The 15,402-nt window shown below is 62.8% G+C and carries 15 protein-coding genes; 8 read left to right on the plus strand and 7 right to left on the minus strand.

Translation table 11 applies throughout. The features are described from left to right. Positions 1-33: 33 nt before the first annotated feature. From X771_RS161240 to X771_RS161225, 4 genes are all read right to left on the minus strand, one after another. Entirely contained in the window at positions 34-552 is a 519-nt protein-coding gene (locus X771_RS161240) for a YcnI family protein (protein WP_023686612.1), read from the minus strand. Positions 553-591: 39 nt separating this feature from the next. Beyond that, positions 592-1,131, minus strand: a complete 540-nt coding sequence (locus tag X771_RS161235) for a copper chaperone PCu(A)C (RefSeq protein WP_023686613.1) — start codon at positions 1,129-1,131, stop codon at positions 592-594. Between the two features lie 105 nt (positions 1,132-1,236). Continuing rightward, a complete protein-coding gene (locus X771_RS161230; RefSeq protein WP_023686614.1) occupies positions 1,237-1,593 on the minus strand; it encodes a DUF2946 family protein in 357 nt (118 codons plus the stop codon). A gap of 211 nt (positions 1,594-1,804) precedes the next feature. Next, positions 1,805-2,707, minus strand: a complete 903-nt coding sequence (locus tag X771_RS161225; protein WP_023686615.1) for a GntR family transcriptional regulator — start codon at positions 2,705-2,707, stop codon at positions 1,805-1,807. A gap of 256 nt (positions 2,708-2,963) precedes the next feature. On the opposite strand from X771_RS161225, the gene X771_RS161220 reads away from it, so the two are divergent. The 7 genes from X771_RS161220 to X771_RS161190 all read left to right on the plus strand — a co-directional run bounded on the left by X771_RS161220 (position 2,964) and on the right by X771_RS161190 (position 10,573). Continuing rightward, positions 2,964-4,469 (plus strand): altronate dehydratase family protein, encoded by a 1,506-nt coding sequence (locus X771_RS161220; RefSeq protein WP_023669813.1) that lies wholly within the window; start codon positions 2,964-2,966, stop codon positions 4,467-4,469. A gap of 52 nt (positions 4,470-4,521) precedes the next feature. Further along, positions 4,522-5,520 (plus strand): aldo/keto reductase, encoded by a 999-nt coding sequence (locus X771_RS161215; protein WP_023686616.1) that lies wholly within the window; start codon positions 4,522-4,524, stop codon positions 5,518-5,520. Between the two features lie 73 nt (positions 5,521-5,593). Further along, positions 5,594-5,809: a hypothetical protein gene (locus X771_RS161210; RefSeq protein WP_023686617.1), complete on the plus strand. Its 216-nt coding sequence runs from the start codon at positions 5,594-5,596 to the stop codon at positions 5,807-5,809. A gap of 12 nt (positions 5,810-5,821) precedes the next feature. After that, positions 5,822-6,814: an ABC transporter substrate-binding protein gene (locus tag X771_RS161205; RefSeq protein WP_023686618.1), complete on the plus strand. Its 993-nt coding sequence runs from the start codon at positions 5,822-5,824 to the stop codon at positions 6,812-6,814. A gap of 147 nt (positions 6,815-6,961) precedes the next feature. After that, on the plus strand, positions 6,962-8,485 hold the full coding sequence (locus X771_RS161200; protein WP_023686619.1) for a sugar ABC transporter ATP-binding protein: 1,524 nt from the start codon (positions 6,962-6,964) through the stop codon (positions 8,483-8,485). Positions 8,486-8,520: 35 nt separating this feature from the next. Then, complete coding sequence (locus tag X771_RS161195) at positions 8,521-9,486, plus strand: ABC transporter permease (protein WP_023669818.1); 966 nt, start codon at positions 8,521-8,523, stop codon at positions 9,484-9,486. A 70-nt stretch (positions 9,487-9,556) separates the two neighbouring features. After that, complete coding sequence (locus X771_RS161190) at positions 9,557-10,573, plus strand: zinc-binding alcohol dehydrogenase family protein (RefSeq protein WP_023686620.1); 1,017 nt, start codon at positions 9,557-9,559, stop codon at positions 10,571-10,573. Between the two features lie 300 nt (positions 10,574-10,873). On the opposite strand, the gene X771_RS161185 is transcribed toward X771_RS161190, so the two are convergent. From X771_RS161185 to X771_RS161175, 3 genes are all read right to left on the minus strand, one after another. Then, positions 10,874-11,725, minus strand: coding sequence for a sugar phosphate isomerase/epimerase (locus X771_RS161185; protein WP_023686621.1), 852 nt, complete (start codon positions 11,723-11,725; stop codon positions 10,874-10,876). 125 nt (positions 11,726-11,850) lie between these two features. After that, a complete protein-coding gene (locus X771_RS161180; protein WP_023686622.1) occupies positions 11,851-13,038 on the minus strand; it encodes a Gfo/Idh/MocA family oxidoreductase in 1,188 nt (395 codons plus the stop codon). Between the two features lie 18 nt (positions 13,039-13,056). Further along, positions 13,057-14,112 (minus strand): sugar phosphate isomerase/epimerase, encoded by a 1,056-nt coding sequence (locus tag X771_RS161175; protein ID WP_023686623.1) that lies wholly within the window; start codon positions 14,110-14,112, stop codon positions 13,057-13,059. A 399-nt stretch (positions 14,113-14,511) separates the two neighbouring features. Here X771_RS161175 and X771_RS161170 point away from each other — a divergent pair, with 399 nt between their 5' ends. Continuing rightward, entirely contained in the window at positions 14,512-15,399 is an 888-nt protein-coding gene (locus X771_RS161170) for a sugar phosphate isomerase/epimerase (RefSeq protein ID WP_023669836.1), read from the plus strand. Positions 15,400-15,402: the final 3 nt, after the last annotated feature.

The raw sequence follows: 15,402 nt of genomic DNA on the forward strand, positions 1-15,402 counted from the left end.
CGCGCCGCTTCGAAGCAGCGCGCCGCCAATGCATCATTTCTTCGGCAGCAGGTTGAGGCCGGGCGCCGGATCTTCCAGCGCATCCTCATCCTGACCAGCCGCCGGAATCTCTATCCAACGCGTGGTGGCCCCATCGCATTCCTGCACCACCGGAAAATAGAGTTTTTGCCCGGCCGGCAGATCGGCGGCCAACGTGCCGCGGAAGACGAACTCGTCATAAAATTCATCCGGCAGGCTGCCGCCGCTCCAGTCGACTTCCTTGACGCCCGAGGTCACCGCCTCGCCATAGAGCTGGTAGGATTTCTCGTACTTGCCTTTCTTGACCTGCAGCGTCCAGCCGGGCTTGGGCATCGGCTTCACCCCGATCACCCCTTCCGGGATCTGCACGCGCACGGCAATCGTCGCCTTGCCGTCGCAGCCATGCGGCACGCGCAGCACGGCCTTGTAGGTCGAACCGACCGCAACCTCCTGTGTTTCGAGCGTGATATGGGCGAAGGCGGCACTTGTCCCCAGGACGAGGAATGCAGCGGCCGGCAAATGATGCTTGTTCATGATGGGTCCCTCTCGAAAAAATTGATTGGCAATAATTGGTCAGTCGTTGTCTTCCAGGGGTGGCGCGCTGCCTATGGCTTGCACGGCAAACTCGACGGTCACGGTTCCGGCCCTCTCGAAAGTCAGCGTAGCGGCAAACATCTGGCCTTCTTTAGGGGGCTGCTTCAAATCCATGAACATCACGTGGTAGGCGCCGGGACCCAGCGTGATCTTGCCGCCCGCCGGAATGTCCAGGCCGCCACTGACCGGGCGCATGGTCATGACGCCATCCTTCACCCCCATTTCATGCAGTTCGGCCTTCCCCGAAATGTCGGAGGAAATCGACAGCAGCCGGTCCGCTGCGCTGCCCTTGTTGACGATGGTGAAATAGCCGCCGGCAACCTTGGCGCCGGCCGGCGTGGCGCGCGACCAGGGATGCTCGATCTCGATGTCACCGGCCTTGAACTCATGCGCAAGGACGGAATGGGGGCCGGCGAACAACAGTGCAAAGGCGAAGAGGGCGCTGCCGAGACGCTGCTCGATAGTGATGGAGAAAGGGGCACTGCGGCGCAACGCGCCGGCACGAAGAAAAAGGAACATGGGTAGGCTCCATGAATATGAGGTCGCGCCTTTGTCCGGCTGCGAACGTGTTTATCATTGGATGATTATCGCCTGCGCAGGTTACGCGAAGCGAGCGGCGGTTTTTCAGCCCGCAAGCGGCGGCGCGCGCGGATTGGCCGGAGAGCGCTCACGCGTGACGTCGGGATGCCTGACTGCCGGCGGGAGAAACGCGACTGTTTCAAAAGACAGGCTCACCGGCGCCACGCCGACGCCTGCTGGCGGCGCATAGGCGACGGAGGCCATGCTGCAGCCGAGCATGCAGCACGCGGGCATATGCTGCTGGTGCGGATCGCCGCCGGGAAGCTGGACCGCCCCATCATGGCTGCAGATGACGTTGCCGAAAGCGTCGAGTTGCGAGGCATCCGGCGCAATGCCGAAAGCAAGCACGCCGAGCGTCGACTGGAGCAGCAGCACACAGGCCGCGACAAAGGCGGCCGTCATGCTCCATCTCTTACGCCGGAAGTCCAAAGACCTGCCTCTTCACGCAGCAACGCGTGGATATCTAGCACGCGGCATGTCGGCGGAAAATCGCCAAATCATCGCTGCGGCAACGCGGCGCGTTCGATCCATGTCGCACAAAAGTGCGCAGCGGTTTGGGATAACGGCATGAGGCAGAGATCTTGTGCGCATAACGTCCCTTCGGACGTCGCGCTCAGGAAGCCGGGCGGCCGCCGATTTCCGGGATCGACGTCAACAGCGTGTGGCGTGCCGACTTCAGATGCTTGCGGCAGGCGGCGTCGACCTTGCCGAGATCGCGCGATTTCAGCGCCGCGATGTAGGCGAGATGCTCGCTCACCGCGACTTCGTTGCGCTCGCGCTCCTGCGCCTTGTTCCACTGGTAGTGGTAGTGAAAGATCATGGCGATGACGTCGTAGAAATCGACGATGAAGCGGTTGTGCGACGCCCGGTGGATCAGCCGGTGGAAGCGCTCGTCTAGCTCCGAGAATTCGTTGAAGCGGATGGCGATTTCGCTGGCCAGAAGCCGGTGCTCGTCTTCCAGCCGGTCGAGATCCGCCCAGACCGGACTATCCCCGGGCAAGGCGGCAAAGGCCGCCGCCGAGCGTATCTCGAACATCTCGCGGATTTCAGTGAGTTCGAGCGCAAAGGCACGGGTAAATCCTTTCAGCACCCAGTGGCTGTTGCGCCGCTTCTCGATCAGGCCGAAGCGGGAGAAGCGGATCAGGAACTCGCGCACGCTGGTGGTCCCGACGCCGATCTCGCGCGCCAGTTCGAGCTCGTTGATCTGCATGCCGGCCTCTGCACCGCCGGCCAGCAACCTGCGCATAAACGACCGCTCGATGATCTGGGCCAGTGTGTCTGTCTCCTCCTCGGGGAAGAAATCATCCGGCTTCGGCGTCCTGAGCACTGTCTTGCTGCGTTTGTTCCACGCGATCAGCCCGGTCTCTTCCATGCGCGCCAGAATGGTGCGCACGGTGGTACGGCTGACGCCAAGCAAAGTGCCCAGCTCCGGCTCCGACGGCAGGCTCTGCGTCTCATCGAGCAGCCGCAGACCCCTGTTGTAAGCGTCCTTGTAGACGTTGTTGCTCTTCGACATCCCTGCCCCGTTGCGCGCCGGCGCTTGCTGTGGCTGGCTTGAAGCGCGATATCACATATGTCCTGGCGCTCACCCGGCAAAGCAAAACGCTCTGCGTGTAAGACGCCGTCCCCACAAGCCAAGCGTCCATCGGACGCATGGTCTCCTCCTGAAAAAACAATTGACGCACAAATGTTTTTTCACGATAAAAGACATTATATGTAAACAGACGCGTGTCAATCCGCGCATCCCCAGGAACAGACCCAGGAAACTGCCCGTGAACGCCTCGAACAGCATTCTTCTGTCCCCCGCCGACAATGTCGCGGTCGCCAATGGCCGCATCGAGATCGGCACCCCTCTGCCCGGCGGCGCCCTCGCCACGGCCTTGATCGAGCCCGGCCACAAGGTGGCGATCAAGCCTATCGCCGCCGGCGAGGCGGTGGTCAAGTATGCCCAGGCCATCGGCCGCGCCACCCAGGACATCGCGCCCGGCGACCACGTCCATTCGCACAATCTGGTCTTCGAGTCCGGCCGTCTGCCGGTGGTGCCGCCGAGCGAAGCGGAGCATGCCACCGAAGCTGACCGCGCCCGGACATTCATGGGCTATCGTCGCGCCGATGGCCGTGCCGGCACCCGCAACTTCATCGGCATCATCGCCAGCGTCAATTGCTCGGCCACCGTCTGCCACGCCATCGCCGACGAGGCCAACCGCGTGCTGCTGCCGAAATATCCGGGGATCGACGGCTTCGTCCCGATCGTCCATGGCCAGGGCTGCGGCATGAGCGGCACCGGCGACGGCATGATGGTACTGCACCGCACGCTCGCCGGTTACACCCGCCATCCGAATTTCGGCGGCGCGTTGATGGTCGGCCTCGGCTGCGAGGTCAACCAGCTCACCCTTTACGGCCAGAAGGGTGCGGCGGCGGGAAAACGCCATTTCAACATCCAGGACGCCGGCGGTTCGCGCAAATCGGTCGCAAAGGCGATGGGCGTGCTCGCCGAAATCGCCGAGGAAGTCGGCCAGTATCAGCGCGAGCCGATCCCGGTCTCGGAGATCGTCGTCGGCCTGCAATGCGGCGGTTCCGACGGCATGTCGGGCATCACCGCCAATCCCGCGCTGGGAGCGGCGGTCGACATCCTGGCCGGCGTCGGCGGCATCGGCATCCTGTCGGAGACGACGGAGATCTATGGCGCCGAACATCTGCTCGCCTATCGCGCGGCAACGCCGGAGATCGCCAAGAAGCTCGACGGTTTCGTCAAATGGTGGGAGGACCATGTCGCCAAGCACGGCGCCTCGATCGACAACAACCCCTCGCCCGGCAACAAGCGCGGCGGTCTGACCACCATCCTGGAAAAGTCGCTGGGCGCCGTGGCCAAAGGCGGCCAGACTCCGCTCAACGGCGTCTTCGGTTATGCCGAAAAGGTCACCGGCAGTGGCCTGGTGTTCATGGACACGCCCGGTTACGACCCGGTCTCGGCGACCGGTCAGGTGGCGGGCGGCGCCAACATCATCGTCTTCACCACCGGCCGCGGCTCCTGCTTCGGCTGCCGGCCCACGCCGTCGATCAAGGTCGCCACCAACTCGACCATGTACCACCAGATGGAAGAGGACATGGACGTCAATTGCGGCGTCATCGCTTCGGGTGAGAAGACCATCGCCGGCATGGGCCGGGAACTCTTCGAACTCATCGTCGAGACGGCATCGGGCCGCAAGACCAAGAGCGAGGCGTTCGGCTACGGCGACAACGAGTTCGTGCCGTGGCACCTCGGCGCGACGCTCTAACCACCGACGAAAAAAGCGGGCTGCAAAGACGGCTCACAAGGGGAGGCTGTGGATGGACAAACGCCGCATCGGCACGACTGCGCTCGAGGTAACCGAGATAAGCTTCGGCGGGGCGGCGATCGGCGGGCTCTACCGGGCGTGTCCGCGCGAAGCGGCGATGGAGACGCTGCAGACAGCCTGGGATGCCGGCCTGCGCTATTTCGACACCGCGCCCTTCTATGGCTTCGGCCTGTCGGAACGGCGGACCGGCGATTTCCTGCGCTACAAGCCGCGGGATTCCTATGTGCTGTCGACCAAGGTCGGACGGTTGTTCCGCCCGGTGCCGGAAGACCAGGTTCCCGATCATTCCTATGTCGACCCGCTGCCCTTCGCGCTCGACTACGACTACTCCTATGACGGCATCATGCGCTCGGTCGAGTTCTCCTATGCCCGGCTCGGGCTGAACCGGATAGACATCCTGTTTGTGCACGACATCGGCACCTACACACATGGCGTCGAGAAGACGAAGCTGCACTTTCGCCAGCTGATCGACGGCGGCTTGAAGGCGCTGGAAGAGCTTAAAACGTCCGGCGTGATTTCCGCCTATGGGCTCGGCGTCAACGAGGTGCAGATCTGCCTCGACGTGCTGTGCGAAGCGCCGCTCGACTGCATCCTGCTGGCCAGCCGCTATTCGCTGCTCGACCGCTCGGCTGAAGCCGAGTTGCTGCCGCTGTGTCGTGAGCGACAGACTTCGCTCATCATCGGCGGCGTTTTCAACTCCGGCATCCTGGCGACCGGGCCGGTGCACGGCGCGCATTTCGATTATCTGCCGGCGACGCAGGACATACTCGAGCGTGTTGGGGCGATGGAGAAAATCGCTGATGAGGGCGGATATCCGCTGGCGGCGGCTGCATTGCAGTTTCCGCTGCAGGAGCCTGTCGTGGCCAGCGTGCTGACCGGAACGGCCAAGCCCGCCAACCTGACGCGCAACCTCGACCTGTTCAACGTCCAGGTGCCGCAAGCGGAATTCGCCCGCTACACTCCCTACACCATCGTTCAGGAGCTCGGCTGACGAAACGCCACGATCACGGCTCTCAAGAAGGAATGAATATTCCATATTGACTCGACGGTGGAATTAATATTCCATGATGATCAAGGAGGATCGGGAGCGTCTGGACGTGGCACTGAGGATCGGCAGGGAGGTTTCCCCGCCGAGCCATGCGCAGGCCTATATGAAACACCGCTTGCGTCGGCCGGACCGATGCACTATCAAAAAGCGGCAACTGTTTTTTATTGATAAAGTTCCTTTTGGGCCGCGCCTATCCAAATGGAGCTTCCGCAACCTTCACCGGGCGATCTAGGGAGGATTCCTAATGAAATTCGTGACCAGCATTCTCAACCGCCGCTCACTGATGGCACTTGCTGCCGCCTCGATGCTTGCCGGCACGCTGCAGACGGCGCCGGCTTCGGCGGCGGACGTGACCATTCCGATCATCGTCAAGGACACCACGTCCTTCTACTGGCAGATCGTCCTGGCCGGCGCCCGCAAGGCCGGCAAGGATCTCGGCGTCAACGTACCCGAACTCGGCGCCCAGGCTGAAACCGACGTCAACGGCCAGGTTTCGATCCTCGAGAATGCCGTCGCCGGCAACCCGGCCGCGATCGTCATCGCGCCGACCGAATTCAAGGCGCTCGGCAAGCCCATCGATGAAGCGGCCAGCAAGGTCAAGGTCATCGGCATCGACTCCGGCGCCGACTCCAAGGCGTTCACCTCGTTCCTGACCACCGACAATGTGCAGGGCGGTCGCGTCGCCGCTGACGGTCTTGCAGCAGCCATCGGCGAAGCCAATGGCGGCAAGATCGAGGGCGACGTCGCGCTGATCACCAACGCGCCGGGCGCCGGTTCGCTGGAGCAGCGCAAGCAGGGCTTCACCGAGCAGCTGGCCGCGAAATATCCGGGGCTGAAGCTCGTCGCCGACAAATATGCCGACGGCCAGGCAACGACCGGTCTCAACATCGCCACCGACCTGATCACCGCCAACCCGAACCTCAAGGGCATCTTCGCGTCCAACCTGATCATGGCGCAGGGCGTCGGTCAGGCAGTCGCCGAGAACAACCTTGGCGGCAAGCTGGCGCTGGTCGGCTTCGACAGCGACGAGAAGCTGATCAAGTTCCTCAATGACGGCGTCATTTCCGCGCTCGTCGTCCAGGATCCGTACCGGATGGGCTATGACGGCATCAAGACCGCGCTCGCCGCCTCGAAGGGCGAGAAGGTCGAGGCCAATGTCGACACAGGCGCCAACCTGGTGACCAAGGCAAACATGAAAGACCCCAAGATCGACGCCCTGCTCAACCCGAAGCTCTGAGCCCGTCGACCAAAAATCCTTTCCGGGGCCTCGCGCCCCGGAAACACCGGATACAAGCTTGAATATCCACCGGCTTGAATCACCTCGACAATGCGGCTTGACTGCATCGCGACGTGCCAATCGTAAGGCCAATCTGGGAGGATTGTCATGACGCCCATGGCGCAGGAACTGCACCCGGCCCCAACGCTAGCGCCCGGCAGGACGATCCTCGAACTGCACGGGCTGGAAAAACGCTATCCCGGCACGCATGCGCTGAAGCCCGTTCACCTTGCCTTCAAGGCAGGTGAGATCCACGCCATCGTCGGCGAGAACGGCGCCGGCAAATCCACCCTGATCAAGCTTCTGACCGGCGTCATGCCGCGCACCTCCGGCGATGTCGTCTGGGAGGGCAAACCGGCAGCGCTGGCAACCCCGCACGAGGCGATGGCGCTGGGCATCAACGCCGTGCATCAGGAGGTCGTGCTCTGTCGCCATCTCACCGTCGCCGCCAACATGTTCCTCGGCGAGGAGAACTCGCGCTTCGGCATCCTGCAGCAGCGCGCCATGGTCAAGGAAGCGCAGAAGATCATCGACGGTCTCGGCTTCGACCTGCCGGCGCATGTCATGCTGGGTGACCTCACCATCGGCCAGCAGCAGCTGATCGCCGCCGCCCGCGCCACCGTGCGCGGCACCAAATTCCTCATCTTCGACGAGCCGACCGCCTATCTCACCCGCAAGGAAGCCGACCAGCTGTTCACGCTGATCCGCAGGCTCAAGGGCGAAGGCGTCACCATCATCTACATCAGCCATCGCATGGAAGAGGTGTTCGAACTCGCCGATCGCGTCTCGGTGCTGCGCGACGGCACGCTGGTCGGCACTCGCAACATTGCCGAGACCAATGACGCCGAGCTGGTCAAGATGATGATCAACCGCTCGATCGAGCAAGTCTACCACAAGGAGCATTTCACCCCCGGTGCCGTGATCGTTGAAGCGAAAAACCTGTCGGGCAAGGGTTTCGAAGACGTCTCGATGACGGTGCGCGCCGGCGAGATCGTCGGGCTCTATGGCCTGATCGGCGCCGGGCGGAGCGAGTTCGTCACCACGCTCTATGGCCGCCACAAGAAGTCGGCCGGACAGGTCCTTTGGCAAGGCAAGCCGGTCCACATCAATTCCGAGCACGACGCGATCAAGCTCGGCATGGCGCTGGCGCCGGAAAGCCGCCGCGACCAGGGCCTGTGCCTGAACCTGCCGGTCGGCCTCAACCTCAACCTGCCGATCTACAAGCGCATCTCCAACAACCTGCTGATCTCCGGTGCGAAGGAAAAGGCCGAGGCCGATCGCCAGATCGCCGGCCTCCGCATTAAGACGCCGACGCGCGGCGCCCTGGCCTCCAGCCTGTCCGGCGGCAACCAGCAGAAGATCGTCATCGGCAAATGGCTGGCGCATGGCGCCAAGCTGTTCATCTTCGACGAGCCGACCGTCGGCGTCGATGTCGGCACCAAGGCCGAGATCTACCGCCTGTTCGGGGAACTGTTGTCCAAGGGCGCCGGCATCATCCTGATCTCGTCCTATCTGCCCGAGGTTTATGAGCTCGCCGATACGCTGCACGTGTTCCGGCGCGGCAAACTGGTGGCGAGCCACGGTTTTCGCGCCGCCAGCCATGAAGACGTGCTGACGCAGGCGATCGGCTGAAAACGCCGTCCAGACAAGAAGAAACGGGAGGAACCATGAGCATCGAAACTGCCGCGATCGAAAAACCGAAACGGAACTACAACGTCCTGTTCGGGCTGACGCTTCTGGCGTTGCTGGTTCTGCTCTGGATCGTGCTGTCGGTGGCGACGCCGAGCTTCGCGTCCTCCAACAACATCGCCAATCTTTTGCGGCAAGGGTCGATGATCGCCATCATGGCGGTCGGCCAGACCTTCGTCATCATCACCGGCGGCATCGACCTCTCGGTCGGCGCCGTGGTCGGCTTCGCCACCGTCATTGTCGCCATGATGATCAATGCCGGCTTCCCGATCTGGGTCGCCATTCTGGTGACGCTGCTGGTCGGCGTTGCCATCGGCCTGTTCCATGGCTTCGGCATCGTCAAGATGGGCCTGCCGCCCTTCATCATCACGCTGGCGACGCTGACCTCGTTGCGCGGCATCGGCCTGTTGATGACCAACGGCAATTCGATCAACATCAACAGCGACAGCTTCACCGCGTTCTCGCGCAGTTCCTTTGTCGGCATCCCCAATCTGTTCTGGATGGTGATCCTGGTCGGTATCCCGGCCTACATCTTCCTGCACCACAGCCGCTGGGGCCGCTATCTCTTCTCCGTGGGATCCAATGCCGAGGCCTCGCGCCTCTCGGGCGTCAATGTCCAGCGCACCATCTACATGGCCTACACGCTGTCGGGCCTATGCGCGGCCTTCGTCGGCGTGCTGCTGGCGGCGCGCATCGGCATCGGCAACCCTACCCAGGCGGAAGGTTGGGAGTTGCAGGCGATCGCCTCATCGGTGATCGGCGGCACTTCGCTGTTCGGCGCCGTCGGCTCGGTGCATGGCCCGCTGCTCGGCGCCTTCATCCTGGCCACCATCAACAACGGCGCCAATCTGCTCAACGTCAACTCGTTCTGGCAGCGCATCATCACCGGCGCGCTGATCATAATCATCGTCTATTTCGACGGGCTGCGCCGTCGCGGCAAGTAATTCTCCCTGACCTTCCGTGTCGGTCCGCTCAACAACGGACCGGCGCCTTTTTGAACACTGGAATTGCCGAATGAAAGCTGTTGTCTGCCGCTCGCCCGGCGAGCTTGTCCTGGAAGACCGGCCGGCGCCAGGAGCGCCGCCTGCCGGCTGGGCGCTGGTCGCCGTCAGCCATGTCGGCATCTGCGGCACCGACTACCACATCTTCGAAGGCAAGCATCCGTTCCTCGCCTATCCCCGCATCATGGGCCACGAAGTGTCGGGCACCGTCGTCGAGACCGGCGAAGATGTCGACCTTGCCGTGGGCGAGCCCGTCATCATCAATCCCTATCTCGCTTGCGGAAAATGCATCGCCTGCCGACACGGCAAGCCGAATTGCTGCGTCAGGATCGAAGTGCTTGGCGTGCATCGCGACGGCGCCATGGCCGAGCAGATCCTGGTGCCGGCACGGAATCTTTATCCGGCAAACGGCTTATCGCTGGCCGATGCGGCGGCGGTGGAATTCCTCGCCATCGGCGCGCATGCCGTGCGGCGCGCCCGCGCCGAACCAGGCGCCCGCACGCTGGTCATCGGCGCCGGGCCGATCGGCCTTGGCGCAGCGCTGTTTGCGCGCATCGCCGGGCTCGATGTCAGCCTGCTCGACATGAGCACGGAGCGGCTGGATTTTGCAAAAGGCGAACTCGGCTTCGCCACGCTCGACGGCTCACAAAAAGCGGCAGCCGAACTGGTGCGCGAGGCAACCGGCGGCGAAGGGTTCGACATCGTCTTCGACGCCACCGGCAACACCGCCTCGGTGCAGTCGGCCTTCGCACATGTCGCGCATGGTGGCACGCTCGTGCTGGTCAGTGTCGTCAAGGACGACATCGTCTTTTCCGACCCGGAATTCCACAAGCGGGAAATGACATTGATCGGCAGCCGCAACGCGCTGAAAGTCGATTTCGACCACGTCGCCGCCTCGATCCGCAACGGCGCCGTGCCTCTGGCAAAACTCGTCACCCACCGCACCACGCTGGCCGGCACGCCGGATGATCTCGCCCGCTGGGCGCATGAGAAATCGGGGTTGATCAAGGCTGTGATCGAGGTGGGGTAAGACATCCGAAAAATTTGGTGGAGCGATAAGTGCCGAGTTAAGGCAGATCGCATACCTCGGCGATTTGCGAAAAGGCCCGTCGCTTCCTCATCCACGGGCGGAGCAAGGAGCGAAGCGACGCGGCGCAGACCCGAGGATTCATTCGGTGACGTCTGCGCTAGAATCCAGCGGTGCAAAAGAGGCGTCCATTCGCATCTCCTACCTGCACCGCTGCGGCGCGCGACAGTCGCGGCATGGGTCCTCGGGTCTGCGCCGCGTCCGCTGCGCTCCCGCTCCGCCCGTGGATGAGAAAGTGAGCGGCTAAGCCGCCCGCTTCCACCCATCCCTGATATGCCTGTATCCCTCGCGATAAACTGCCTCCGGCGTCTCGGAAAAATCCCGCCACACCTTGGTCGCCGCCGCCAGATCCTTCAGCGATCTGCCAAACGCCTCGATCGTCAGCCAGTCGTCATAGCCGCTCTTGCGGATGGCCGCGAAAGTCTCTTTCCACGGAATGTTCCCGCGCCCCGGCACGCCGCGATCGTTCTCCGAAATGTGGATGTGCACGACATTCCGCCGGTGCTTCATGTAGGCGCCGATCGGGTCGGCCTCCTCGATATTGGCGTGGAAGGTGTCGTACATCGCCTTGATGTGCGGCCGGTCGATGGCGTCGACGTGCTCGGACAGATCGGCCATCGTGTTCAGCAGATAGCACTCGAAACGGTTGAGCGCCTCCAACCCGATGGTAATGTTCCGCTTGCCGGCATGATCGCCAATGGCGCGCTGCGAGGCGATCGAGCGCTTCTTCTCGGCAGCGGTCGGCCCGCTGCCGGAGAAGGCGCCGAGCGTCGAATGCAGCGGCCCGCTCAGCGTACTCGCGCCGAGCGCCTGGGCGCAATCGATCGCCCATTTCATGTAGCCGATGCCGCCCTTGCGGGTCGCGGCATCCGGCGAAATCAGATTCATCGCCGGGTCGCCCATCGCCGTAACAGCCGTGCGCTCCAACCCGATGCGGTCGAGCAAATCGCCAAGCTTCTTGTAGTCCTCTGGCGTGCCTGAGAAGATCGGTATCTCGACGCCGTCGAAGCCAGTCGCCTTGATGTCGCGCAGCAACGGCTCGTGTTTCTTAGACACGGAAGTCGTCCACAAAAACATGCACATGCCGATTTTCATCGACAGCCCCTCCCCATTTGACGGCGCGCGCTGGTTTCTTTCGCACCTCGCACCATGCGCCCTCATTCGGCCGCTTCGCGGCCACCTTCTCCCCGAAGGGAGAAGAGACTTGGCGCCGGCGCTCCCTAAAGTTTCGTCCACGCCCCGTTCTTCTTCGACGACTTCACGCAGGCCTCGATGAACGCCATACCTTCGACGCCGTCCTGGATGGTCGGGAACACCACGTCCTTGCCCGGCTTGCCGCCCTTCTTGCGTGCCGCGCGGATCGCCCGCGCCGCCTCCTGGTAGATGTTGGCGAAGCCTTCGAGATAGCCTTCCGGATGGCCAGCCGGAACGCGGCTGACGCGTCCCGCAACTGGCAGCGCGCCGGCGCCGTTGCGGGTGAGCAGCTGCTTGGGCTGGCCGAACGGCGTGTACCAGAGATAGTTCGGATCGGCCTGCACCCATTCCAGCCCGCCTTTCGAGCCATAGATGCGCAGCTTCAGCCCGTTCTCGTGGCCGGGCGCCACCTGGCTTGCCCAGATCATGCCCTTGGCCGGATGCACCTTGCCGACCGGCTTGAAGCGCAGCATGACATTGACATTGTCGTCGAGCAGCCGCCCCGGCACGAAAGCGTCGAGATCGGCCGACAGGGAATCGAGTTCCAGACCCGAGACGAACCGCGCCAGATTGTAGGCATGGGTGCCGATGTCGCCGAGCGCGCCGCCCGCGCCCGCCTGCTTGGGGTCGGAGCGCCACGCCGCCTGCTTCTGGCCGGTGGCGGCAAGGTCTTCGGTCAGCCAATCCTGCGGGTACTCGGATTGCACGATGCGGATGTCGCCAAGCTGGCCCTTGGCCACCATCTCGCGCGCCTGGCGGACCATCGGATAGGCCGTGTAATTGTGCGTCAGCACGAACACCTTGCCGGTCTTCTCGACTATCGCCGCGAGCTTCTTGGCCTCGGCCAAAGTCGTCGCCAGCGGCTTGTCGCAGATGACGTGGATGCCGGCCTCGAGAAACGCTTTGGCCGCCGGCACGTGCACATTGTTGGGGGTGACGATCGCCACCGCTTCGATGCCGTCCGGGCGCGTGGCCTCGGCCTTGGCCATCTCGGCATAGGAGGCGTAGCTGCGCGCCGGGTCGAGACCGAATTCGGCGGCGGAAGCCTTGGCGCGCTCGGGATTGGCCGACAGGGCGCCGGCCACCAGCACGAAGTCATTGTCCATGCGAGCCGCGATCCGGTGCACCGCGCCGATGAAGGCGCCTTGGCCGCCGCCGACCATACCATAGCGGATCGGGCCGCCCCCCGCTTCCGACTTCGATGCGCCGACCATGTCTTTCTCCTGCTTGTCTCAAATACCCATCATGGCGCGCAGCATCTTCTTGTCGGTGGTGCCGCCGGCGAAATCATCAAAGGCCTTTTCCGTCACCCGGATAATGTGGTGCTGGATGAAGGGCGCGCCTTCGGCCGCGCCGTCCTCCGGATGCTTGAGGCAACACTCCCATTCCAGCACCGCCCAGGAATCGTAGCCATACTGGGTAAGCTTGGAAAAGATGCCGCCGAAATCGACCTGCCCGTCGCCAAGCGAGCGGAAGCGGCCGGCGCGATTGGTCCAGCTCTGATAGCCGGAATAGACGCCTTGCCGCCCCGTCGGATTGAACTCGGCATCCTTGGCATGGAAGGCCTTGATCCGCTCGTGATAGATGTCGATGAATTCGAGATAGTCGAGCTGCTGCAAAAGGAAATGCGACGGGTCGTAGTTGATGTTGCAGCGCTCGTGGCCGCCAACCGCGTCGAGGAACATCTCGAAGGTGGCGCCGTCGAAGATGTCCTCGCCAGGATGGATCTCATAGCCGACATCGACGCCGTTCTCGTCATAGACGTCGAGGATCGGCTTCCAGCGCTTGCCGAGTTCGGCAAAGGCCTCCTCGATCAGCCCGGCCGGCCGTTGTGGCCAGGGATAGAGATACGGGAAGGCCAGAGCGCCGGAAAACGTCACCGAGGTTTTCAGGCCAAGATTCTTCGAGGCCTTGGCGCCGAACTCCATCTGTTCGACCGCCCATTTCTGCCTGGCCTTGGGGTTGTTGTGCACCGCAGGCGGTGCAAAGCCGTCGAACTGGGCATCATAGGCCGGGTGCACCGCCACCAGCTGCCCTTGAAGATGCGTCGACAGTTCGGTGATCTCGACGCCGGCATCCGCGCAGATGCCTTTCACCTCGTCGCAATAGGTCTTGGAAGATGCCGCCTTCTTGAGGTCGAACAGGCGTGCATCCCAGGTCGGGATCTGCACGCCCTTGTAACCGAGACCGGCCGCCCATTTGGTGATCGAGGCCAGCGAATTGAACGGCGCGGTATCCCCCGCGAACTGCGCCAGAAACAGCCCCGGACCCTTCATTGTCGACGGCATCGGCATCCTCCCAATTCATTTTTCCAAGGACCAAGCATAGCGCCTGATGAAAGCAGGGCCAGCCTCTTTGGTCTCTTGTGATGTGCATTCTCGTATCGGCATTCTGGTATTACCAAATACCGGAAATGGGTCAAGCCATTTGACTCACGCACAAAGCTGCCGGGGCATTCCATTTTTGGCGATATATACCAGCATAATCAATACGGTACACAGATGCCGATATCGCATCGCGGCGGTTCTTGCCGCGCGACAAAAATTGCTGTAGACCTCCATTAGGGCCCAATTGGTCGAACCAGTTGCGCAAAAACGCTGGAGCGCCTTGGGGAGGAAACACGCGACGCGCCTTGTGGGACGCATCGCAGGCGAACTGGCACAGACGAATTCTGGGAAGGATAGACCATGCATCTTTCGACGCACAACTGGATGCGCGCGGAACCGTTGGAGGTGACGCTGAAGCGCATCAAGAAATTCGGCTACGAGTCGATCGAGATTTCCGGCGAGCCCGAGCAATACAAGACCAAGGAGACCCGCGCGCTGCTGAAAGAATACGGCATCCGCTGCTGGGGGTCGGTGACGCTGATGCTGGGCGAACGCAACCTTGCCGCCAGGGACCAGGGCCAGCGCGAACGCTCGGTGCAGTACGTCAAGGACGTGCTGACCATGGTCAGCGAACTTGATGGCGAGATCATAACGCTGGTGCCCGCGACCGTCGGCAAAGTGGTACCGGACGGCACCGAGGAAGAGGAATGGAAGTGGGTGGTCGACGCCACCCGCGAATGCTTCACCCATGCCAAGAAGGTCGGCGTCAAGATCGCGGTCGAGCCGCTCAACCGCTTCGAGACCTATCTGTTCAACCGCGGCGCGCAGGCGTTGGCCCTGGCCGATGCGGTGAGCCCCGAATGCGGCGTCTGCCTCGACGCCTATCACATCCATATGGAAGAATTTAACGTCCATGACGCGATCCGTCAGGTCGGCAAACGGCTGTTCGACTTCCACGTCGCCGACAACAACCGCTTTGCCGCCGGCCTTGGCCAGATCGATTGGCCACGGATCGTGCAGACGCTGAAGGAAGTCGGCTATGACGGCGCGCTGACCAACGAATTCGTCGCGCCCGTCGACCGCACACCCGCCGCGCCCTATCCCGACATGGTCGACCGGAATCCGGTCGACATTTCTCCCGAACAGCTGAAGTTCATCCAGGATCACGGCTCCAGCGTGCTGACGGAGAAATTCTACACCGACCAGATGCGCATCACGGCCGAAACGCTGCTGCCGCTGATCAAGTAGCCG

It is taken from the genome of Mesorhizobium sp. LSJC269B00, assembly GCF_000502815.1.
Taxonomy (GTDB): domain Bacteria; phylum Pseudomonadota; class Alphaproteobacteria; order Rhizobiales; family Rhizobiaceae; genus Mesorhizobium.